Raw genomic sequence first — 21,044 nt, forward strand, 5'->3', positions numbered from 1 at the left:
ACTATTCTCAACTTCGGTATAGCGGATGTGCCGGTAGTCATGCTGCCGTCCGGGCTGCGCCCTGACAATCTCCCGGCCCGTCATTCCCGCAAGACGCTTTTCGCGGACACGCCCCTGGCCACGCTGCACTGCGGCATGGAGCTCCACTACAATGGGCGGATGTCGCCTGATGCTGTCGCTCACCCCCGCCCTTCCCTGCAGCGAGTCTTCCTGACAGGCCTTCTCACCCTGCTACCGGTCTGGCTGACCTGGGTAGTGGTCAAGTTCGTGTTCGTGCTGCTGTCGGGCATCAGCAGCCCGTGGGTGGTTGCGTTGTCCGAGCGCATTGCGGCCTCGTTCCCAGGCTCGCTGGACTGGGTCAAGGCGCTGTGGGTGCAGAACACGATCGCGCTGCTGGCGACGTTGCTGGTGATCCTGCTGGTGGGCTATCTCAGCCGCAAGATGATCGGCCAGCGCCTGCTGCGCTGGTTCGAGGCGGTCATGAAGCGCATTCCGCTGGCCAGCATCGTCTACGACAGCGCGCGCAAGCTGCTGGACATCCTGCAGACCCAGCCCGGCAGCACGCAGCGCGTGGTACTGATCGATTTCCCGCATCGCGACATGAAGGCGATCGGCCTGGTCACGCGGGTGATCCGCGAGCAAGGCACCGGCCGTGAACTGGCTGCCGTGTACGTGCCGACCACGCCCAATCCGACCTCCGGCTACCTGGAGATCGTGCCGGTGGAACTGCTCACACCGACCGACTGGAGCGTGGACCAGGCGATGAGCTTCATCATCTCCGGCGGCGCGGTCTCGCCGGAGACGGTGCCGTTCACCCGCACGGTGGATCGCTGATCCGATGCACCTGACGCGCACGCTCGACGATCGTGCCGTCCGCCTGTTCATCGCCTTGGCCGCGTTCTTCTGCGCCAACGCGGTGCTCGCCGAATTCATCGGCGTCAAGATCTTCGCGCTGGAAGACACGCTCGGCATCGCGCCGCTGAACTGGAATCTGTTCGGACAGACCGGCTCGCTCAGCTTCACCGCCGGCACGCTGCTGTGGCCGGTCGTGTTCATCATGACCGACACGATCAACGAGTTCTTCGGCAGCCGCGGCGTGCGCTTCATCTCGTGGATCGCGGTCGGGCTGATCGGCTACGGCTTCCTGTTCGCGTTCGCAGCGATCCATCTCACACCGGCCGGCTGGTGGGTACAGGCCGCGCAATCGCAGGGCGTGCCCGACTACCAGGCCGCGTTCGCCGCGGTGTTCGGCCAGGGCATGTGGACGATCGGTGGCTCGCTGGTGGCGTTCCTGGTCGGCCAGTTGATCGATGTGGCGGTGTTCCATCGGATCCGCCGCGTCACCGGCGAAAAACACGTATGGCTGCGCGCGACCGGCTCGACCGCGGTGTCGCAACTGGTGGACAGCTTCGTGGTGATCTACATCGCCTTCGTGATCGGCCCGCAGCACTGGCCGCTGTCGCTGTTCATGGCGGTGAGCACGGTCAACTACATCTACAAGATGCTGTTCGCGGTGTTGCTGATCCCGTTGCTCTATTTGATGCGGCGCGGCATCACCACCTATATCGGCGATGCACGTGCACAGCAGTTGCGTGAAGAAGCCGCGGCCTGATTGCGCCATTTCGAAAGTACTTTCACGCCATCACGTCCGTGCGGGAACAGCTCCTGCCGCATCTTCAAACCTCACCACGATGAACCCCTGCCGCCGTCCATGACCCGGATCGCTGGCCGTATGCGTCCGGATCGGGCAAGCTCCCAAGCTCGCTCGTTGTCGGAGTCCGTAATGCCGTTCCCGCTTTCCCGCCTGCTTTCGCTTGCCATCGCGACCGTGCTGAGCCTGTCGCTGGCATCGCCGGCCGATGCAGCCAAGAAGAAGAACGGCAAAACGCAGACCACGCAGCAGACGCGTGCGAAGGCCACCAAGGCCAGGACCACCAAAGCCAAGCCCAAGCCACGCGCGGCGCCGGTGAAGGTCGACAAGGCCACGCAATTGAACTCCCTGTACGACCAGTACTGGGATGCATCGCTGAAATTGAATCCGCTGCAGGCCACCCTGCAGGGCGACACCCGCTACAACGATCAGCTTCCGAATTTCCTGTCCGCCGCGTTCCGCCAGCAGTCGCACGACTTCGCCACGGAATGGCTGACCAGGATCGAGGCGATCGGCCCGGACGGCCTGTCCGGCCAGGATCTGCTCAGCTACGAGATCATCGTGCGCGACGCCAGGAACGCGCTGGCCGCCGAGCAGTTCCCGAGCTGGATGCTGCCGATCAACCAGTACTACAACGTCGCCAACGTGATGGCGATCCTCGGCTCGGGCACCGGCGCGCAGCCGTTCAACACGGTGCAGGAATACGACGACTGGTCGAAGCGTTCGCTGGGCATCCCGGTGCTGTTCGATCAGGCCATCGCCAACATGCGCGAGGGCATCAAGGCCGGCGTGGTGCAGCCGAAGGTATTGATGGAAAAAGTGCTGCCGCAGCTGGATGCGCTGATCAAGCCGACTGCCGAGGAAAGCATCTTCTGGGCACCGGTGCGCAACCTTCCGGAGAACTTCTCGGCCGAGGACAAGGCGCGCATCAGCGCCGATTACAAACGCATGATCGAGTATCGGATCATGCCGGCCTACCGCGCGCTGCGCGGCTTCATCGCCACCGAATACCTGCCGGCCTGCCGCACCAGCGACGGTCGCAGCGCGCTGCCCAACGGCGCGGCCTGGTACGCCTTCGACGTGCGCCAGAGCACCACTTCGACCGACACGACGCCCGAGCAGATCCACCAGCTCGGCCTGGATGAAGTGGAGCGCATCCACGCGCAGATCCAGGACGTGATGAAGCAGACCCGCACGCGCGGCTCGCTGCAGAAGTTCTTCAAGTCGATGCAGGACGACAAGCGTTTCGCGTTCCGCAGCGAGGCCGAACTGCTGGATTACTACCGCAGCCTGCAATCGCGGGTGCAGGCCAACACGCCGAAGCTGTTCTCGCTGGTGCCGAAGGCGAAGTTCGAGGTCAAGCCGGTCGAACCGTATCGTGCGCAGACCGCGTCGGCGGCGTCCTATATGCCTCCCGCCGCCGATGGTTCGCGTCCGGGCACGCTCTACGTCAACACCTCCGACCTGCCCAGGCGCAGGACCTGGGAAGCGCAGGATCTTTTCCTGCATGAAGGCATTCCCGGCCATCACTTCCAGCTTGGGCTGCAGCAGGAACTGACCGGCCTGCCGCGCTTCCGCCGCTTCGGTGGCGAGACCGCCTTCGTCGAGGGCTGGGGCCTGTACAGCGAGTCGCTCGGCAAGGAGCTGGGGCTGTACGAGGAGCCATACAGCTATTTCGGCTACCTGCGCACCGAACTGTGGCGCGCGGTGCGACTGGTGGTGGATACCGGGATCAACGGCAAGGGCTGGAGCCGCGCGCAGGCGATCGACTACATCCTCGACAACGCGCCGGCCACTCGCGAGGAAGCCGAGGCGGAAGTGGAGCGTGCGATGGCGATCCCGGGCCAGGCGCTGGCCTACAAGGTCGGCGAGCTGAAGATCCAGGCTTTGCGTGATCAAGCCAGCCGCGAGCTTGGCGCGGCCTTCGACATCCGCGAGTTCCACGCCGAAGTGCTGAAGGACGGCTCGGTGCCGCTGGATGTGCTGCAGGAGAAGATCGGCCGCTGGATCGCCGCGAAGAAGGGCGGCGCGCCTTCGTAATCGAGCGCTGCGTAACGGTAGGAGCGGCTTCAGCCGCGAGAAGCTTTCCCGGTAAAGCTTCTCGCGGCTGAAGCCGCTCCTACAAAAACAGTCCTACGCGAAAAGCAGTCCTACGCGGTTGCGGGTGCCGCGTGCACCCGCACCGCCAGCGCAGCGATATCACGCGGCGTGGTACGGCAGCAGCCACCGATCAGGCGCGCGCCGGCAGCCCGCCAGGACGACGCACATCCCGCCAGCGTGCCGACCGCGTCATGTTCGACATGCCAGGTCTTGTCGGCTGCGTCGTAGCGCTCGCCGGAATTGGGATAGGCCACCAGCGGCAGCGTCGTCAGCGTGGACAAATGACGCAGCGCATCCTCCACCCGCTCCAGCGCGATGCAGTTGATCCCCAGCGCCACCACCTGCGCACTGACCTGCACGCGCGCGACCACCTCGGACAGCGGCGTGCCGTCGCTCAGATGCGTGGCATCACGCAGGGTGAAGGTGAACCAGGCGCGCAGCGTCGGGAATTCCTCCAGCAACGCCAGCAGCGCGTCGATCTCCGGCGCGGACGGCATCGTCTCGCAGGCGAGCAGGTCCACACCTGCCTCCGCCAGCGCGCTCAAACGCGGGCGATGGAACGCCATCATCTGCTCGCGCGGCAACGTGTAATCGCCTCGATACTCGGAGCCGTCGGCCAGATAGGCACCGTACGGACCGACCGAACCGGCCACCAGCAACGTTCCTGCATCAGGGTTGTCGTGCAGATGATCGGCACGCGCGCGTTGCGCCAGTTCGACGCTGCGACGGACCAGCTGCAACGATTGCTCCAGATCCAGCCCGCGCGCGGCGAAACCCTGCGGCGTGGCCTGATAACTGGCGGTGATCGCGCACTGCGCGCCGGCCGCGAAGTAATCGCGATGCACCTCGTAGATCAACTCCGGCTGCTCCAGCAGCACCCGCGCCGACCACAGTGGGTCGTCGAGGTCGCAGCCACGTGCCTGCAGCTCGGTGGCCAACGCGCCATCCAGCACGATGCAGCCATCGTCGGCCAGCAGTTGCGCGAGAGGATCAGTCGATGGATTCGGTCGGTTCGGAGTCATTGTCGGTTTCGGATCGCTTGAGCCATTGCGTGACATGGTAGCCGGCGTAGCACAGCGCCACGAACGGCAGGCCGCACCACAACGCGATGCGCTGCTGTGGATCGAAGGCCAGCCCGATGCAGGCGAGCACGCACATCGTCGCGCCCAGCAACGGCGTCAGCGGGAACCACGGCGCGCGGTAGCGCAATGTCTCGACCGCCTGTCCCGAACGCAGCAGCGCGCGCCGGAAGCGATAGTGCGAAAGGCAGATGCTCAACCACACCGCCACGACCGCGAAGCCGGAGATCGCCGACACCGCGACGAACACGGTTTCCGGCGCATATACCGCCGTGAGCAGCGCCGACAGACCGCCCAGCATGCTGAGCAGCAACGCCGTCATCGGAATGCCGCGGCGGTTCAAGCGCGCCAGACTGCGTGGCAGCGTGCCCTCGTTGCCCAGCGACCACAGCATCCGCGCGGACGCGTACAGGCCGGAATTGGCCGCCGACAGGATCGCGGTGAGGATCACGAAGTTCAGCAGGCCCGCCGCATGCGGGATGCCCAGGCGCTCGAACACACGCACGAAGGGGCTCTGGTCCACCGCCGCCGTCTCCATCGGCACCAGCGCGGCCAGCACCAGCACGGTGCCGACGAACAACACCACCAACCGCACCAGCGTGGTCCGGATCGCCAACGGGATCGCACGCTGCGGCTCGGCGGTTTCCCCGGCCGCGATGCCGATCAGTTCGGTACCCGAGAACGCGAAGTTGACCGCCACCATGGTCATCAGGATCGGCAGCACACCGTGCGGAAACCAACCGGCGGCGGTCAGGTTGCGCAGCCCCGGCGCCGGCGCACCGTCGGCCAGCGACAGCACGCCCAGCGTGGCCGCGCCACCGAGCACGATGAAGGCCAGGATCGTCGCCACCTTGATCAACGAGAACCAGAACTCGCTCTCGGCGAACCAGCGCGAGGACACCATGTTCAGCACCAGGATCAGCACGCAGAACAACAGGCTCCAGGGCCACGCCGGTGTCTGCGGGAACCAGTACTGCATGCAGAACGCGGCGGCTGTCAGGCTCGATCCGAGCGCCACCGTCCAGGTCAGCCAGTACAGCCACGCCACGGTGTAACCGGTGGCCGGCCCGAGGTAGCGCGAGGCGTAGACGTGGAAGGCGCCGGTCTCCGGCATCGCCACCGCCAGTTCGCCCAGGCACTGCATCACCAGGTACACCACCAGCGCACCGATCAGGTAGGCCAGCACGGTGCCGGCAGCGCCGGTGGTGGCGATGATGTAGCCGGTGTTGAAGAACAGACCGGTACCGATCACACCGCCGAGTGCCAGCATCACCAGATGCCGTGTCTGCATGCTGCGCTGGAACTGGGCGGACGCCGTCTCGGCGGGTGCGGGCATGCGATGGTCACGATGGGAGGGGGAGCGGCATCCTGCCATGTTCGCCAGCGTGGTCAAACGATGGATTCGCCTGCGTTATGCTCAGTCGTTATCACGCCGCAGAAGCGCCATGCCCACAGCTGTGCCGCCCATCACGGAATCCGGCCTCGGACTGGCCGGCATCCACCACGTCGCGATCATCGCCTCGGACTATGCCCGCGCCCGGCATTTCTACTGCGACATCCTCGGCCTGCGCGTGCTGGCCGAGCACTACCGGCAGGCGCGCGACTCCTGGAAGCTCGACCTGGCACTGCCCGATGGCAGCCAGATCGAACTGTTCTCGTTTCCGTCGCCACCACCACGCCCGAGTCGCCCCGAAGCACGCGGCCTGCGCCACCTGGCGTTCCGTGTCACCGACCTCGATGCCGCCATCGCGCACCTGACATCGCACGATGTGGCTTGCGAGCCGATCCGTGTCGACGAGTACACCGGCCGCCGCTTCACCTTCTTCGCCGATCCGGACGAACTGCCGCTGGAGCTTTACGAGGATGCTCCGTAGCGCCGTGGGCAGCACGCAACCCATCACATTCGGCGTGCCTGCCCATCGGTGATCGCAACAACGTCCAGCGCATGTAGCTGTAACGCGTTGGTACAGACAAGAAATCGGCTTCTACCCAAGGAAAGGGCCCATACATGCTGCAAACCCGCTCGATGATGAACTTGATCGATTCTTCCAATCGGTCCATGCATGCAGAAACACTTCGATCATTCGCCGAGCTGCGATACGAGATTTTTATTCGACGCCTGGGTTGGCCTCTCCCAGATGCCAGCAACGGCCTGGAGGAGGACGAATACGATACGTCGCAGGCGGTCTACGTAACGATCAGCAACAGCGTCGGCCAAGTGATCGCCGGCGCCCGATTGCTCGATACCGCCGATGCCAGCCTGTTGAACGAGGTCTTCCCTCATCTGGTCAAGGATGGCGAGCCGCCACGCTCACGCCGGATCTATGAGATCACCCGCTTTGCCATCGATCACCGCCGCGACCGCCTGGAGGGCTGCATGGATCTACGGGCGCGCCTGCTGTGGGGCATTCAAGCGGCGGCCCAGCACCTTGAGCTGCACAAGATGGTGTCGGTCACCTACACCCATCTGGAGCCGATGCTGCGCAAGACGGGCTACCGCTTTCGCAGGCTTGGCGATGTCGACAGTGTCGATGGCATTCCGACGGTGGCGCTGGAGCACGAAGTCTCGCCCGACGTGCTGCATGCCTGCCGCTCTGCCCTGCTCACCGGCAGAGGCCGTAACCTGTCCGGGTCGTTATGTCCGCGCTTGAGTCCCAGCCAAGCAGGCCCGGCGTAACAGCAGAAAAACCGCCTCTTCGCAATCGCAATCCACGCCCCTGAACGCCCCGTCGCACGCTTTCCGTACCCGGGCGAATGGGTATACAGTCGGCTCCATCCCGGCCCGGAGCCGGTCTGACGATATCCCTGGGAGGGGAACCATGCGCACTACCTGCAAAGCCCTGTTGCTCGCCCTGCCGCTGATGGCGGCTTCGATGCTGGCCCAGGCCAGCGAGTCGCCGGTCGGCCGCTGGACGACCATCGACGACGACACCGGCAAACCCAAGTCGATCGTGGAGATCGAGCAGGCCGCCAATGGCACGCTGACCGGCAAGGTGGTCGAGATCCTGCAATCCGACCACGGCCCCCACCCGACCTGCGACAAGTGCGACGGCGAGCGCAAGGGCAAGCCGATCGAGGGCATGACGATCCTGTGGGGCCTGAAGCCCGACGGCAGCCTGGTCTGGGGCGGCGGCTCGGTGCTCGACCCGGCCAAGGGCAAGACCTACAAGGCCAAGATCACCCTGACCGACGGCGGCAAGAAGCTGCAGATGCGCGGCTATATCGGCATCGAAGCGCTAGGCCGCACCCAGACCTGGATTCGCGACTGAATCCAGTTCCAATAGTCGGCACTCAACCGGGCCCGGCCTGTCCCATCGACGGCCGGGCCCGTCTGCATCCGGGCCACTGTGCATCAGCTCGTGCTGGACGGGGAATGCAGCGGTACCGTTTCGCGCTGCACCGGCTTGGTGATGCGATGCGCCCGATCGGCTCACCTGGAGGCGCGTCCGATCATTGCCGTCAGCAGTGCCGACAACAGCAGTAACACGCCGACCACGAACAACCCCCACCGGAAGCTTCCGGTGCGTTCAAGCAGATAGCCGATCACCGAGGGCCCCACGAAACCGCCCAGGTTGCCGATCGAATTGATCGTGGCGATGCCCGTAGCCGCCGCCGAACCCGACAGGAACAACGTCGGCATGCTCCACAGCGGTGGCTTGGACGCACTGACACCAATGTTCACCACCACCAGGGCTGCGACCACCGCGATCAGGCTGGCGGCGAAACCCGCCAGGAACAGACCGGTACCCGCCACCAGACACGCGATGGCGACATGCCAGATACGCTCGCCGCGCAGATCGGAATGGCGTGCCCACAGGAACATCGCGATCACCGCCAGCACCGCCGGGATGGCATTGACCAGGCCGGTCTGGAACGAACTCAGGCCGAAGTCGTGCAGCATCTTCGGCGCCCAGATGCCGAGCGTGTACAGGCCAGCGGACGTGCCGAAGTAGACCAGCGCCAGCGTCAGCACACGCTTGTCGGTCAGTCCCTTCCACAGGCTGTGACTGGCACCGGCTTCGCTCCTGCCGGCCTGTTCGGCGCTCATCGTCGCGACCAGCCATGCGCGCTCGTCCTCGCGCAGCCAGCGCGCTTTCTCCGGTCGATCGGTCAGGTAGAACACCACCACCACGCCGAGCACCACCGCGGGCACCGCTTCGATCAGGAACATCCACTGCCAGCCGTGCAGGCCGAGCAGGCCCTCCATCTCCAGCAACGCGCCGGACAACGGCGACCCCAGCGCCACCGAGATCGGCGCGGCCGCCATGAACAGCGCGGTCACCGCCGCGCGACGGCCAGCGGGAAACCAGTAGCTCAGATACAGGATGATCCCCGGGAAAAAGCCGGCCTCGGCCACGCCCAGCAGGAAGCGCAGCACGTAGAAGCTGGTTGCCCCCTGCACGAATGCCATCGCACCGGACACCACGCCCCAGGTGATCATCACCCGCGCTATCCAGATGCGTGCGCCGAAGCGATGCAGTGCCAGATTGGACGGCACCTCGAACAGGAAATAGCCGATGAAGAACAGGCCGGCGCCCAGCCCGAACATCGAAGGCGACAGGCCGATGTCGTCGTTCATGTGCAGCGCCGCGAAACCGATGTTGACACGGTCCAGGAAGGCGATGAAGTACAGCAGCATCACGAACGGGATGATGCGCAGGGTGACGCGGCGCAAGGTGCGCGATTCGATTTCCGAGCTCATGTTCCCCTCCTCCAGTGAACAGTGATCAGCGGTATGGCAGGTGCTGCGGGTGAAGGCTCCTTGGGGTTACGGGCGACGGCATCTGCCATCGCGATTCGTGCGTGTGCCGTCGAAGTCCGATGCGGATCGCGCGCGCGTTGTTGACGGTGGTACTTGTCAGCCCGATGGCGAGCCGAACGCCCAGCTCCAAGCAAGCAGACGCCGGGCTGCGCCGTATCGCGCCTCCTGAAGAACCGATCGGAATGGAATGACGCGCCCGCTATCTGCGCGGGCGCTGTGACTCAGGCCGCTTGTTCGCGCAGCCCGGTCGAGGCAGCGATGAAGGCGACCACCGCGGCGGTGACCTGCACCGTCGTCGCGGTGCCACCCAGGTCACGGGTATGCAGTGAAGGCTCGGCCGCGACGTGTTCGACGGCACGCATCACCTGCCGCGCCGCCTCGTGCTCGCCGAGGTGCTCGAGCAGCATCGACACCGACCAGAACGTGCCCAGCGGATTGGCCAGCCCCTTGCCCATGATGTCGAACGCCGAGCCATGAATCGGCTCGAACATCGATGGAAAGCGTCGCTCCGGATCGATGTTGCCGGTCGGTGCGATGCCCAGACTGCCGGCCAGTGCGGCGGCCAGGTCGCTGAGGATGTCGGCATGCAGGTTGGTGGCCACGATCGTGTCCAGCGAGGCTGGCCGGCCGACCATGCGTGCGGTGGCGGCATCGACCAGTTCCTTGTCCCAGCTCACGTCGGGGAATTCACGCGCGATCTCGGCGGCGATCTCGTCCCACATCACCATCGCATGGCGCTGCGCGTTGGACTTGGTCACCACCGTGAGCAGCTTGCGCGGCCGCGACTGCGCCAGACGGAAGGCGTAACGCAGGATGCGCTCGCAACCTGCACGGGTGAGCACCGACACGTCGGTGGCAGTCTCGATCGGGAAGCCGCGATGCACGCGTCCACCCACGCCGGAGTACTCGCCCTCGGAGTTCTCGCGCACGATCACCCAGTCCAGGTCGTTCGGCCCGCAACGCTTGAGCGGCGCATCGATGCCCGGCAGGATCCGGGTCGGGCGCACGTTGGCGTACTGGTCCAGGCCCTGGCAGATCTTCAGGCGCAGGCCCCATAGCGTGATGTGATCGGGGATGTCCGGATCGCCAGCCGAACCGAACAGGATCGCGTCCTTGTCGCGCAGTGCCTCTAGCGCATCCTCCGGGGCCATCACTCCATGGCGGCGGTAGTAATCACCGCCCCAGTCGAAATCCTCGAGCTCGAAGTTGAAGCTGCCGCTGGCATCGGCCAACGCCTGCATGACCTCACGGCCCGCCGGAACCACTTCCTTGCCGATGCCGTCACCGGGGATAGTGGCGATGCGATAGGTCTTCATACAGGCACTCCCGTGCTATCGAACGTGCCGGAACTCTAGCCAAGGTGCGGCGCAGCAAAGACAATCCCAGGGTCAAAGCATCATCAACCTGGAGTTGAAGATCATGGGCGACACCGTATTGCCGGCCGACCTGCCGTTCTTCGCCGCGCTGGCCGGCGCCGGCAGCCTCAGCGCGGCGGCGCGCGAGTTGGGGTTGACCCCGGCCGCAGTCAGCAAGCGATTGGCACAGATGGAAGCGCGCGCCGGCGTGGCGCTGGTTTCGCGCACCACCCGCAGCATGGCGCTGACGCCCGAGGGCACGCTGCTGCTGGAACACGCGCGCCGCATCCTCGACGACATGGACGCACTGGCCGAACTGCTCGGCGCCGCGCGGCGCGTGCCCAAGGGCCTGCTGCGGGTCAACGCCACGCTCGGTTTCGGGCGCAGCGTGGTGGGCCCGGCGATCTCGCGCTTCATCACGCGCCACCCGCAGATCGCCGTGCAGTTGCAGCTCTCGGTGACACCACCAGCGTTGACCGACGATGCCTTCGACGTCTGCATCCGTTTCGGCGAGCCGCCGGACACCCGCGTGGTGGCACGCCGGCTGGCCGGCAACCGGCGCCTGCTGTGCGCCGCGCCGGCCTACCTGGCGCGACGCGGCATCCCGCGCACGCCGGCGGACCTGGCTCGCCACGACTGCATCGCCATCCGCCAGGGCGACAACGCCTATGGCGTCTGGCAGCTGGGCGAGCGCGACAAGCCCGGGCGCGCACGCGCGATCCACATCCACGGTGGCCTGGCCACCAACGACGGCGAGATCGCGGTGCGCTGGGCACTGGACGGGCACGGCATCCTGATGCGCGCCGAATGGGACATCCGCGACTATCTGGCCGACGGCCGGCTGGTGCAGGTACTGCCCGACCACGACACGCCCAACGCCGACATCTACGCCGTCTATGCCCAACGCCGGCAGTTGCCAGCGCGCGTGCGCGCGTTCGTGGACTTTCTCGCCCAGGAGCTGCGCGAGCCGGGTGCCACCTAGGCCATGCGATAATGGCCGATCCCCCGGATCGCTCCTGCCATGACCCGCACCGCTCTCGTCACCACCGCCCTGCCCTACGCCAACGGCCCGCTGCATCTGGGCCATCTGGTCGGCTACATCCAGGCCGACATCTGGGTGCGCGCGCGCCGTTTGAATGGCGACAAGACCTGGTTCGTCTGCGCCGACGACACCCATGGCACGCCGATCATGCTGGCTGCAGAAAAGGCCGGCGTGACACCGGAAGCCTTCATCGCCGGGATCAAGGCCAGCCACGAGCGCGATTTCGCTGCATTCGGCGTGGCCTTCGATCACTACGACTCGACCAACTCGCCGGTCAACCGCGCGCTGACCGAGCAGTTCTATCTGAAGCTGGAACAGGCCGGCCACATCACCCGTCGCTCGGTGGCGCAGTTCTACGACCCGGCCAAGGGCATGTTCCTGCCGGATCGCTACATCAAGGGCATCTGCCCCAACTGCGGCAGCGCCGACCAGTACGGCGACAACTGCGAGGTCTGTGGCGCCACCTATGCACCGACCGACCTCAAGGAGCCGAAGTCGGTGATCTCCGGCGCCACCCCGGAAATCCGCGATTCGGAGCACTTCTTCTTCGAGGTCGGCCATTTCGACGCGTTCCTGCGCGAATGGCTGGCCGGCGATGTCGCGCTGCCGGGCGTCAAGGCCAAGCTCAAGGAGTGGCTGGACGCCGAAGGCGGTCTGCGCGCGTGGGACATCTCGCGCGATGCGCCGTATTTCGGCTTCGAGATTCCCGGCCAGCCAGGCAAGTATTTCTACGTCTGGCTGGACGCGCCGATCGGCTACCTGTGCAGCTTCAAGACGTTGTGCGCGGCCATCGGCGAAGACTTCGAAGCGCACCTGCGCGCCGGCACCAGCACCGAACTGCACCATTTCATCGGCAAGGACATCGTCAACTTCCACGGCCTGTTCTGGCCGGCGGTACTGCACGGCACCGGCCACCGCGCGCCGAACCGATTGCACGTCAACGGCTACCTGACCGTGGAAGGCGCCAAGATGTCCAAGTCGCGCGGCACCTTCGTGATGGCGCGCACCTACCTCGACGTCGGCCTGGAGCCGGAGGCGCTGCGTTATTACTTTGCAGCCAAGTCTTCCGGCGGTGTCGATGACCTCGACCTCAACCTGGGCGACTTCATCGCGCGGGTCAACGCCGATCTGGTCGGCAAGTTCGTCAACCTCGCCAGCCGCTGCGCCGGCTTCATCGGCAAGCGTTTCGATGGCCGCCTGGCCGACACGCTGCCGGACCCGGCGCAGTACCAGCGTTTCGTCGCCGCACTGGCGCCGATCCGCGAGGCCTACGAGCGCAACGACCCGGCCACGGCGATCCGCCAGACCATGGCGCTGGCCGACGAGGCCAACAAGTACATCGATGAAACCAAGCCATGGGTGATCGCCAAGCAGGAGGGCGCCGATGCCGAACTGCAAGCGGTCTGCACCCAGGGCCTGAACCTGTTCCGCGTGCTTGCCGCCGCGCTCAAGCCGATCCTGCCGCGCACCACCGCCGAGGCCGAAGCGTTCCTGTCCGCACCGGTGACCTCGTGGCAGGACCTCGACCAGCCGCTGGCCAACGGCCACGAGATCCAGCCCTACACCGCCCTGTTCACCCGTATCGACCCGAAACTGATCGACGCCATGACTGAAGCCTCCAAGGACACCCTCGCTGCTGCCGTTTCTCCGGAAGCAGCATCGGCCGTAGCCGCAAAGACCACCGGGAAGGCGGTCGCGGCTGAAGCCGCTCCTACGACGAATCACGAATCACACATCACCAATCACATCTCCATCGACGACTTCGCCAAGCTCGACCTGCGCATCGGCAAGGTGCTGGCCTGTGAGTTCGTCGAAGGCTCGGACAAGCTGCTGCGCTTCGAGCTGGACGCCGGCGAGCTGGGCAAGCGCCAGATATTCTCGGGCATCCGCGCCAGCTACGGCGAGCCGGACAAGCTGGTCGGCCGCAGCGTGGTGTTCATCGCCAACCTCGCCCCGCGCAAGATGCGCTTCGGCCTGAGCGAAGGCATGATCCTGTCGGCCGGTTTCGACGGTGGCGCACTGGCGCTGCTGGATGCCGACAGCGGCGCACAGCCGGGTATGCCGGTGCGTTGACGGCCGGGATTGGGAATTCGGGATTGGGGATTCGTAAAACCAGTCAGCGCAGCGATCCGCCTTTGCGAATCCCGAGGCGATTCTCAGCAGCCGTAGGCTGATAATCCCCAATCACAAATCCCGGCCCTCCATGCACTTAGCCCTCTTCGACTTCGATCACACCGTCACCACCAGCGACACCTATGCGCGCTTTCTGCGCCGGGTCGCGTCGCCCGAACAGGTGGCGCAGGCGAAGTGGAAGGTGGGGCCGTGGTTGCTCGCTTATCGCGCCAAATTGATTTCAGCCAAGGCGATCCGGGCGCGGGTGACCCGGCTTGCCTTCACCGGCCGCGAAGCCGCACAGATCGCCGAGCATGGCGAGCCGTTCTCGCGTGAGGTGCTGCCGCCGCTGCAGCGGCCGGAGATGATGCGGCGGATCGAATGGCACCAGGCGCAGGGCCATACGGTCGCACTGGTGTCGGCCTCGCTCGATCTGTATCTGGCGCCCTGGTGCGAACGTCACGGCCTGCATCTGCTCTGCAATCGACTGGAGCAGGATGGCGCCGGGCGCCTGAGCGGGCGTTACGAGGGCGCCGACATCGGCCCGGAGAAGGTCCACCGGATCCGCGAGCACTACGACCTCGCCAGATTCGAGCGTATCCACGCCTACGGTGACAGCGGCGAGGACAAACCCATGCTCGCCCTCGCCCACGAGCGCTGGTACCGCGGGCAACGCGTGGCCTGAGCCACGCCGGTCACATACCCCCTTCGATATGGCTTCCGCCAGCAGGAAGGCGGGAGGGCGCTCAGTCGTGTACGCCACACCAGATTGGTGACGCAAGTTGCAATTTGTCAATTGCGACAACGATGGCAAATGCCTGACAACAAAGTGACTTATTAGGAATTTCCCGCCACTCATGGCGGCGAAACACTGCATCACTGCAACACGGCAACATCCGTCGACCTGGCTTGGGAAGGGGCCCGGTCGACCAATCCGCGCCTCACGCTGTCCGCCAGATTTCTCATCCTCACGGGGTCCATTGATGAAACCGTATCAAGCGTCACGGCTGTCAACGGCAATACACGCGCTCCTTTCCCTCGGTCTGTTGTCTGCCGGCTACCCGATGCTGGCGCAGGCAGCCGATGACCAGCCCTCGGGCCAGGATACCGATGCATCAGGAAAATCCAGCACTGTCAAACAGTTGGATGCAGTAAGCGTCACCGGCTCATTGCTGCGTCGCGCCGACAAAGAGACCGCCAACCCGGTCGTGACCGTGAATGCCGAAGCGATCGCCAACAACGGCGAGCCCACCGTCGGCAAGTTGCTGCAACAGTTGCCCAGCTTCGCCGGCAGCGCCGCCAACACCTCCAACAACAGCAACGGCGGCGGCGTGGCGAGCCCGACCAAGAGTGGTGGCGACGGTTCGGCGCGGGTCTCGCTGCGTGGCCTCGGCTCGGACCGCACGCTGGTGCTGATCGACGGCCAGCGGCTGATCAACGCCGATCTGAACATGATCCCGCAGAACATGATCGAGCGCGTCGACGTGCTGAACGTCGGCGCCTCGACGGTCTACGGCTCCGACGCGATCGGCGGCGTGGTCAACGTGATCCTGAAGAAGGACTACCAAGGCGCCGACATCAGCGTCAACAGCGGCATCTCCAGCCATGGCGATGGCCAGCGCCACGGCTTCAACTTCACCGCGGGCGCGGCCAACGACCGTGGCGAGATCGCCTTCGGGATGAGCTACAACAAGTACGACCCGATCCTGGCGACCCGCCGCAAGTTCTCCGAACACCAGCTCTACCTGTACAACGGCGGCCCGGAAGTGTCCGGTTCCTCGACGATCCCCACCGGCTACGTCCAGGTGCCGGGCTCGATCGCCCAGCAGTACGGTTGCACGCTGAACGCCAATGGCTACGGCGTGCTGACCCGCGCCTCCGGCGACGGCAGCAGTCTTGGCGACTATCGCTGCTACCAGGGCAACAGCGACACCTACAACTACAACGCCTACAACTACATCCAGACCGAGCAGCAGCGGGTCGGAAGCTTCCTGACCGGCCACTACGACCTCACCGACAACGTCACCGTCTACGGCACGGTGATGTACAACCACACCACCTCCGCCGGCCAGGACGCTCCGCCCGGCGTCTACGTCAGCGACGGCTGGAGCATTCCCGCCAGCAGCGCCGCCAACCCGTTCGGGATCGATTTCTCCGCGGACGACTACAACTTCAAGACCCGCCTCACCGGCATCGGCACGCGCCTGCACACCTTCACCACCAACAACCTGGAAACCATCTTCGGCGTGCGCGGCTATTACGGCCAAAGCAGCTGGTCGTGGGACGCCAACGCCAACTACGGCCTCTACGAGCGCACCCAGTACGACCACAACGAGATCTCGGTATCCAAACTGCAGACGCTGATCGACAACGGCCTCAACCTGTTCGACCAGGATGACCCGACGGTGGTGTCGCAACTGGAAGGCGCGGCGGAAACCGCCAAGTACCGCCTGCTCAACAAGCTCCAGCAGGTGCAGTTCACCAGCAACGGCAATCTGGGCGAGCTCCCCGCTGGCCCGGTGCAGCTGTCGGTCGGTGCGTTGTACCGGCACACCTCGACCGACTACACGGTCTCGCCCGACGCCCAGCTCGACACCACCACCCTGACCTGCAACCTGATCCAGGAGGCCTGTGGTTCGCCCGGCAGCGGCAGCTACAACGTCAAGGAAGTGTTCGCCGAGAGCCTGATCCCGTTGCTGGCGGAAAAGCCCTGGGCGTATTCGCTCAATCTGGATGTAGGCATCCGCACGTCGCGCTACAGCACCTCCGGCACCACCACCAACAAGAAGCTCGCGGTGGAATGGCGTCCGGTCCGCGACCTGCTGGTGCGCGGTACGGCCTCGGAAATCTTCCGCGCGCCGAACGTCAACGAACTGTACGACGGCGTCACCATCTCCAACCCGACGGTGAACGATCCCTGCGTCGATCTGACCTCGAGCGAACTGGCCGCGCATCCGACCGCATGCGCGGCCGTGTCGCCAGGCTGGACCGGCGGCACCGGGCTGCAGATCAACGCGCTGTACTCCGGCTCGGATGCCTCCGGCCTGGCGCTGAAACCGGAAAAGGGCAAGTCCTTCGACTTCGGTTTCGTCTACAGCCCGAGCGGACTGAACGGCTTTTCCACCAGCGTCGATCTGTGGCACATCTACCTCGACAACCTGCTGACCACGCTGGCCGCGCAGACCGTGCTGGACTCGTGCTTCGCCAGTGAAGCAAGCGCGTACTGCAGCTTCATCCATCGCTACCCGAGCAGCAGCACCAGCGCGGGCCAGATCTACTACGTCAATACTCCCGTGGTGAACCTGGGCACGCTCAGCACCAGCGGCGTGGATCTGGCCGTCAACTACCTGATCCCGCACTTCGACCTTGGCCGCCACAACCCTGGCGACTTCAAGCTGAGCCTCAACACCACCTGGCTGGCCGGCTACAAGAACAACGCCACGCCCGGTTCGGAAGGCGCATCGGTGATCGACTATGCGGGCACCTACTCGCAGCAGTTCGGCAACCTGACCCGCCTGCGCGGCAGCCTGACCCTCGACTGGAAGCGCACGAACTGGGACGCGCAGTGGCTGGCCCGCTACATCCACCACGCCAGCAACCTCAACGCCAACCTCGACACCGGCGCCAACGTGCCGATCGCATCGGTGGTCTACCACTCGATGCAATTGGGCTATCAGGTGCCCGACAGTCCCGTACACGTGGACATCGGCGTGGACAACGTCTTCAACAAGAACCCGCCGCTGGTCTATCAGAACGGCTCGGACTACAACGTCGATACGTCCACCTATGACACGATCGGGCGATACTACTGGGCAAGGGTGAGCGCGAAGTTCTAGCGCATTGCCGTCGTCGCACCCGGGAAGGCCGTCGCCAGCACAGCGGCGGCCTTCCTGTTCCTGCCATCGCGCCCAACGCCGAGGAAAACTTCGTCAGTCCATGATCGCTGCCATGCTCGACGCGCAACGCACCGGCGACAACGATGGCGTCATCCGCCTGGGACGGCAGGCACGCGAACGCGGGCTGGCCGACGAATCGAGTGAATGCCTGCTCGGCGTGGCCGAACTGAACACCGGTCAATTCGCCGAAGCTGCCGCCACTTTCCTGCGTCTGACCGAGCGGTATCCGCAGCGTTCGGCCTACTGGAACAACCTGGGCATCGCACTGCGCCAGCACGGGCAGATGGATGACGCCGAAGCCGCACTGCAACGCGCCTGCACGCTGGCGCCTTCCGATCCACAAGCGCATTACAACCTCGGCCTGGTACATCTGCAGCGACGGCAGTGGCTGCGCGTGCGCGAAACGATGATCGCCGCCGTGACACTCGCTCCCGGCTTCATCGAGGCACGGCTGCAAGCAGCGCACGCCTGCCATCTGGTCGGCGATACCGACAGCGTTCGCGAACTGCTGGCCGACGCATCGCACTGGCCGCCACTCGCGTCCGCCGATGCGATGCGCCTGGCAGCGATGCTCGCCGCACTGGGAAACATGCAGGCGACGCTGGCGATCCTGCAGAAAGCACGCAACGCCACCCGCGAACCCGCCGACCGGCTACGGCTGGAGGCGCACCAGATACTGCTGCACGAACGCTGCAACCAACTCGCGTTGGCCAACGAACACCTGCAGGCGCTGTCCGTCCCCGCACTCGAAGCCTTGCCGGTGCAGGCCACGCTGGCGCGCTTCGACGGCCACCATGCCCACGCGGTCATGGCCATGCGCGCTCGCACCTATCCGCAAGCAGCCATGCACTATCGCCAGATGCTGGAGCACGCGGCGGACTGCAACGGCCGCGCCACCGCAGCCTTCGGACTGGCCGCCGCCCACGACCGGATGGCCCAGCCGGAAGCGGCATGGGCGGCGCTGGACATCGCCCACCGCGCGCAGCAGGAACTGGTCGCCGAAATCAGGCCCGTGCTGCTGGACCCTGCGACACCTCCGCTCGAGATGCGTGCACATCCGGTATCGCAGCAGGAATACGCACGCTGGGACACTTCAACCGCGCCATCCGCGACGGACAGTCCGATCTTCGTCGTCGGCTTTCCACGCTCCGGCACGACTTTGCTGGAACAGATGCTCGACGCCCATCCGAGCTTCCGCACATTGGACGAACGTCCCTTCGTGCACGAACTGGTCCAGCGCATGGAGCAGGCCGGACAACGCTATCCGCAGGACCTGGGCGACCTGAGCACGCAGGAAACCGACATGCTGCGCGCCATCTACCGCCAACTGGCCGAGGAAGCGCTGGGCGCCATCGATGGCCTGCGCATCGTCGACAAGAATCCGCTGAACATGCTGTTCCTGCCGATGATCATGCGTCTGTTCCCGGCGGCGCGGATCGTGCTGTGCCTGCGCCATCCCTGCGATGTGCTGTTGAGCAGCTATTCCCAACCGTTCCGCGCGCCCTCGTTCATGGCCATGTGCGCATCGCCAGAAGGTCTGGCCGAAGGCTACCGCATGGCGTTCGAGCGCTGGTTCTCGCATCGGGAAGCGTTGGCGCCCGACGTGCTGGAGTGGCGCTACGAGGCGGTCGTGGAAGATTTCGCCGGGCACCTGACCGCACTGGCCCGATTCCTCGATATCGCCGATCCCGCACCGATGGCGGGCTTCGCCGAGCATGCCAAGGCCAAGGGCTTCATCGGCACGCCCAGCTACGCCCAGGTCACCGAGTCGCTGCACGCACGCAGCGTGGGCCGCTGGCAGGCCTATCGCCCGTGGTTCACAGCGCCCGTGCTGCAGCACCTGCAGCCAGTGGCAGACCGGCTGGGCTACCGGGTCTGAGAACCCTTTTATGATCTCTCGCCACAAAAGTATCGTCATTCCCGCGAAAGTGGGAATCCATGGACTTATCTGCCACTCACCATCCCCCATTAAGAACTAACGTCCTTGGATTCCCGCTTTCGCGGGAATGACGAGCAAGAACCGCTTTTTGGAGCGAGGGTGATAGCATCGCCGCCCTGTCTATGCGGCGCTTGGCCGCCATCCCGGACTGATCGCCGCATTCCAGCCGCTTCATGCCACGTATGCACGACACCACCGTCATCACCCTGACCGAACGCCTGGACCGCATCCTCCCGCAGACCCAATGCGGACAATGCGGCTTCGACGGCTGCCGGCCGTATGCCGAGGCGATGGCGCGTGGCGAGGCCGGCGTGGACCATTGCCCGCCGGGCGGCGATGCCGGCGCGCGCGCGTTGGCCCACGTGTTGGGTGGCGATGCCCTGCCCTACGACCGCAGCCGCGGCGAGCACAAATCGCCGCAGGTGGCCTGGATCGTCGAGGCCGACTGCATCGGCTGCACCAAGTGCATCCAGGCCTGCCCGGTCGACGCCATCATCGGCGGCGCCAAGTACATGCACACCGTGCTCGCACCGCTGTGCACCGGCTGCGAACTGTGCGTGCCGGCCTGTCCGGTGGATTGCATCGTGATGGAGACGACGGCGTAGCCGCGCCGATCCTTATCCACGGATAACCAGCACCGTCGTCCCCGCGAAGGCGGAAACCCAGCGACTTTGCCATGGTCGGCACGGAAGTCGCTGGATCCCCGCCTTCGCGGGGATGACGGATTCCGTCAATCGTTGCTGGTCAAATTGCCGCAGTAATCACGATCTCGATCTTCCACTCCGGCTTGGCCAGCGTGGCCTGCACCGTCGCGCGTGCCGGGGTGAAACCGGGGGCCACCCAGCCGTCCCATACTTCGTTCATCGCAGCAAAATCGGCGATGTCGGCCAGGAAGATTTCCGCACGCAGGATCTTGGTCTTGTCGCTGGCGGCCAGCGCCAGCAGGCGATCGATCTCGGCCAGCACCTGACGGGTCTGTCCCTTGACATCGGCGGTAGCATCATCGGCCACCTGGCCGGCCAGGAAGCACAGGCCATGGGCCACCGTCATCTCCGACATGCGTGTGCCGGTCTCGTATCGCTGCACCATTTCAGTCCTCCTCAGGTTG

17 protein-coding genes are annotated in these 21,044 nt (G+C 65.3%); 12 read left to right on the plus strand and 5 right to left on the minus strand.

Features of this window, described 5'->3' with window-relative positions; all coding sequences use genetic code 11:
* The first annotated feature begins 159 nt into the window (after window positions 1–159).
* The 3 genes from AC3WJE_RS06415 (at window position 160) to AC3WJE_RS06425 (ending at window position 3,691) form a co-directional block, all read left to right on the plus strand.
* A complete protein-coding gene (locus AC3WJE_RS06415) occupies window positions 160–834 on the plus strand; it encodes a DUF502 domain-containing protein (protein WP_493729953.1) in 675 nt (224 codons plus the stop codon).
* Between the two features lie 4 nt (window positions 835–838).
* Window positions 839–1,612, plus strand: a complete 774-nt coding sequence (locus AC3WJE_RS06420; protein ID WP_493729954.1) for a queuosine precursor transporter — start codon at window positions 839–841, stop codon at window positions 1,610–1,612.
* A 171-nt stretch (window positions 1,613–1,783) separates the two neighbouring features.
* Window positions 1,784–3,691, plus strand: coding sequence for a DUF885 domain-containing protein (locus AC3WJE_RS06425; RefSeq protein WP_493729955.1), 1,908 nt, complete (start codon window positions 1,784–1,786; stop codon window positions 3,689–3,691).
* 110 nt (window positions 3,692–3,801) lie between these two features.
* Here the strand turns inward: AC3WJE_RS06425 and mmuM are convergent, their stop codons facing one another.
* Together mmuM and mmuP are read right to left on the minus strand one after the other, a co-directional pair.
* Window positions 3,802–4,773 (minus strand): homocysteine S-methyltransferase, encoded by a 972-nt coding sequence (gene mmuM / locus AC3WJE_RS06430; RefSeq protein WP_493729956.1) that lies wholly within the window; start codon window positions 4,771–4,773, stop codon window positions 3,802–3,804.
* Complete coding sequence (mmuP, locus tag AC3WJE_RS06435) at window positions 4,742–6,166, minus strand: S-methylmethionine permease (protein ID WP_493729957.1); 1,425 nt, start codon at window positions 6,164–6,166, stop codon at window positions 4,742–4,744. Before mmuP ends, mmuM begins: the two co-directional genes overlap by 32 nt.
* Before the next feature lie 109 nt (window positions 6,167–6,275).
* Between mmuP and gloA2 the strand changes: the two genes are divergently transcribed.
* The 3 genes from gloA2 (at window position 6,276) to AC3WJE_RS06450 (ending at window position 8,099) form a co-directional block, all read left to right on the plus strand.
* Window positions 6,276–6,704 (plus strand): SMU1112c/YaeR family gloxylase I-like metalloprotein, encoded by a 429-nt coding sequence (gene gloA2 / locus AC3WJE_RS06440; protein WP_493729958.1) that lies wholly within the window; start codon window positions 6,276–6,278, stop codon window positions 6,702–6,704.
* A gap of 134 nt (window positions 6,705–6,838) precedes the next feature.
* Window positions 6,839–7,507: an acyl-homoserine-lactone synthase gene (locus AC3WJE_RS06445; protein WP_493729959.1), complete on the plus strand. Its 669-nt coding sequence runs from the start codon at window positions 6,839–6,841 to the stop codon at window positions 7,505–7,507.
* 142 nt (window positions 7,508–7,649) lie between these two features.
* Window positions 7,650–8,099 carry a DUF2147 domain-containing protein gene (locus AC3WJE_RS06450; protein WP_493729960.1) on the plus strand — a complete coding sequence of 150 codons (450 nt, stop codon included), beginning with the start codon at window positions 7,650–7,652 and terminating at the stop codon, window positions 8,097–8,099.
* Window positions 8,100–8,260: 161 nt separating this feature from the next.
* Here the strand turns inward: AC3WJE_RS06450 and AC3WJE_RS06455 are convergent, their stop codons facing one another.
* The gene (locus AC3WJE_RS06455; protein ID WP_493729961.1) at window positions 8,261–9,532 is read right to left on the minus strand and encodes an MFS transporter; all 1,272 of its coding nucleotides are present in this window, start codon (window positions 9,530–9,532) and stop codon (window positions 8,261–8,263) included.
* 281 nt (window positions 9,533–9,813) lie between these two features.
* Complete coding sequence (locus AC3WJE_RS06460) at window positions 9,814–10,908, minus strand: tartrate dehydrogenase (protein ID WP_493729962.1); 1,095 nt, start codon at window positions 10,906–10,908, stop codon at window positions 9,814–9,816.
* A gap of 103 nt (window positions 10,909–11,011) precedes the next feature.
* On the opposite strand from AC3WJE_RS06460, the gene AC3WJE_RS06465 reads away from it, so the two are divergent.
* The 6 genes from AC3WJE_RS06465 (at window position 11,012) to rnfB (ending at window position 20,541) form a co-directional block, all read left to right on the plus strand.
* Complete coding sequence (locus tag AC3WJE_RS06465; RefSeq protein ID WP_493729963.1) at window positions 11,012–11,929, plus strand: LysR substrate-binding domain-containing protein; 918 nt, start codon at window positions 11,012–11,014, stop codon at window positions 11,927–11,929.
* A gap of 39 nt (window positions 11,930–11,968) precedes the next feature.
* Window positions 11,969–14,062 (plus strand): methionine--tRNA ligase, encoded by a 2,094-nt coding sequence (metG, locus tag AC3WJE_RS06470; RefSeq protein ID WP_493729964.1) that lies wholly within the window; start codon window positions 11,969–11,971, stop codon window positions 14,060–14,062.
* A 130-nt stretch (window positions 14,063–14,192) separates the two neighbouring features.
* Entirely contained in the window at window positions 14,193–14,786 is a 594-nt protein-coding gene (locus AC3WJE_RS06475) for an HAD family hydrolase (RefSeq protein ID WP_493729965.1), read from the plus strand.
* 379 nt (window positions 14,787–15,165) lie between these two features.
* Window positions 15,166–17,937, plus strand: coding sequence for a TonB-dependent receptor plug domain-containing protein (locus AC3WJE_RS06480; protein WP_493729966.1), 2,772 nt, complete (start codon window positions 15,166–15,168; stop codon window positions 17,935–17,937).
* 100 nt (window positions 17,938–18,037) lie between these two features.
* A complete protein-coding gene (locus AC3WJE_RS06485; protein ID WP_493729967.1) occupies window positions 18,038–19,876 on the plus strand; it encodes a tetratricopeptide repeat-containing sulfotransferase family protein in 1,839 nt (612 codons plus the stop codon).
* A 233-nt stretch (window positions 19,877–20,109) separates the two neighbouring features.
* A complete protein-coding gene (gene rnfB / locus AC3WJE_RS06490; protein WP_493729968.1) occupies window positions 20,110–20,541 on the plus strand; it encodes an Rnf electron transport complex subunit RnfB in 432 nt (143 codons plus the stop codon).
* Window positions 20,542–20,680: 139 nt separating this feature from the next.
* Here rnfB and AC3WJE_RS06495 read toward each other — a convergent pair whose 3' ends face one another.
* Entirely contained in the window at window positions 20,681–21,025 is a 345-nt protein-coding gene (locus tag AC3WJE_RS06495) for a RidA family protein (protein WP_493729969.1), read from the minus strand.
* Between the last annotated feature and the right edge of the window lie 19 nt (window positions 21,026–21,044).

This window comes from Pseudomonas sp. GW821-FHT07E12 (assembly GCF_058986605.1).

Excerpts from the sequence above, each read along its gene's own strand:
- AC3WJE_RS06465 (WP_493729963.1), top strand. The coding sequence starts at position 11,012 with ATGGGCGACACCGTATTGCCGGCCGACCTGCCGTTCTTCGCCGCGCTG.
- AC3WJE_RS06445 (WP_493729959.1), top strand. The coding sequence starts at position 6,839 with ATGCTGCAAACCCGCTCGATGATGAACTTGATCGATTCTTCCAATCGG.
- rnfB (WP_493729968.1), top strand. The coding sequence starts at position 20,110 with ATGCCACGTATGCACGACACCACCGTCATCACCCTGACCGAACGCCTG.
- AC3WJE_RS06455 (WP_493729961.1), bottom strand. The coding sequence starts at position 9,532 with ATGAGCTCGGAAATCGAATCGCGCACCTTGCGCCGCGTCACCCTGCGC.
- AC3WJE_RS06425 (WP_493729955.1), top strand. The coding sequence starts at position 1,784 with ATGCCGTTCCCGCTTTCCCGCCTGCTTTCGCTTGCCATCGCGACCGTG.
- AC3WJE_RS06420 (WP_493729954.1), top strand. The coding sequence starts at position 839 with ATGCACCTGACGCGCACGCTCGACGATCGTGCCGTCCGCCTGTTCATC.
- AC3WJE_RS06460 (WP_493729962.1), bottom strand. The coding sequence starts at position 10,908 with ATGAAGACCTATCGCATCGCCACTATCCCCGGTGACGGCATCGGCAAG.
- AC3WJE_RS06450 (WP_493729960.1), top strand. The coding sequence starts at position 7,650 with ATGCGCACTACCTGCAAAGCCCTGTTGCTCGCCCTGCCGCTGATGGCG.
- mmuM (WP_493729956.1), bottom strand. The coding sequence starts at position 4,773 with ATGACTCCGAACCGACCGAATCCATCGACTGATCCTCTCGCGCAACTG.
- metG (WP_493729964.1), top strand. The coding sequence starts at position 11,969 with ATGACCCGCACCGCTCTCGTCACCACCGCCCTGCCCTACGCCAACGGC.
- AC3WJE_RS06475 (WP_493729965.1), top strand. The coding sequence starts at position 14,193 with ATGCACTTAGCCCTCTTCGACTTCGATCACACCGTCACCACCAGCGAC.
- AC3WJE_RS06415 (WP_493729953.1), top strand. The coding sequence starts at position 160 with ATGTCGCCTGATGCTGTCGCTCACCCCCGCCCTTCCCTGCAGCGAGTC.
- gloA2 (WP_493729958.1), top strand. The coding sequence starts at position 6,276 with ATGCCCACAGCTGTGCCGCCCATCACGGAATCCGGCCTCGGACTGGCC.
- AC3WJE_RS06495 (WP_493729969.1), bottom strand. The coding sequence starts at position 21,025 with ATGGTGCAGCGATACGAGACCGGCACACGCATGTCGGAGATGACGGTG.
- AC3WJE_RS06485 (WP_493729967.1), top strand. The coding sequence starts at position 18,038 with ATGATCGCTGCCATGCTCGACGCGCAACGCACCGGCGACAACGATGGC.
- AC3WJE_RS06480 (WP_493729966.1), top strand. The coding sequence starts at position 15,166 with ATGCTGGCGCAGGCAGCCGATGACCAGCCCTCGGGCCAGGATACCGAT.
- mmuP (WP_493729957.1), bottom strand. The coding sequence starts at position 6,166 with ATGCCCGCACCCGCCGAGACGGCGTCCGCCCAGTTCCAGCGCAGCATG.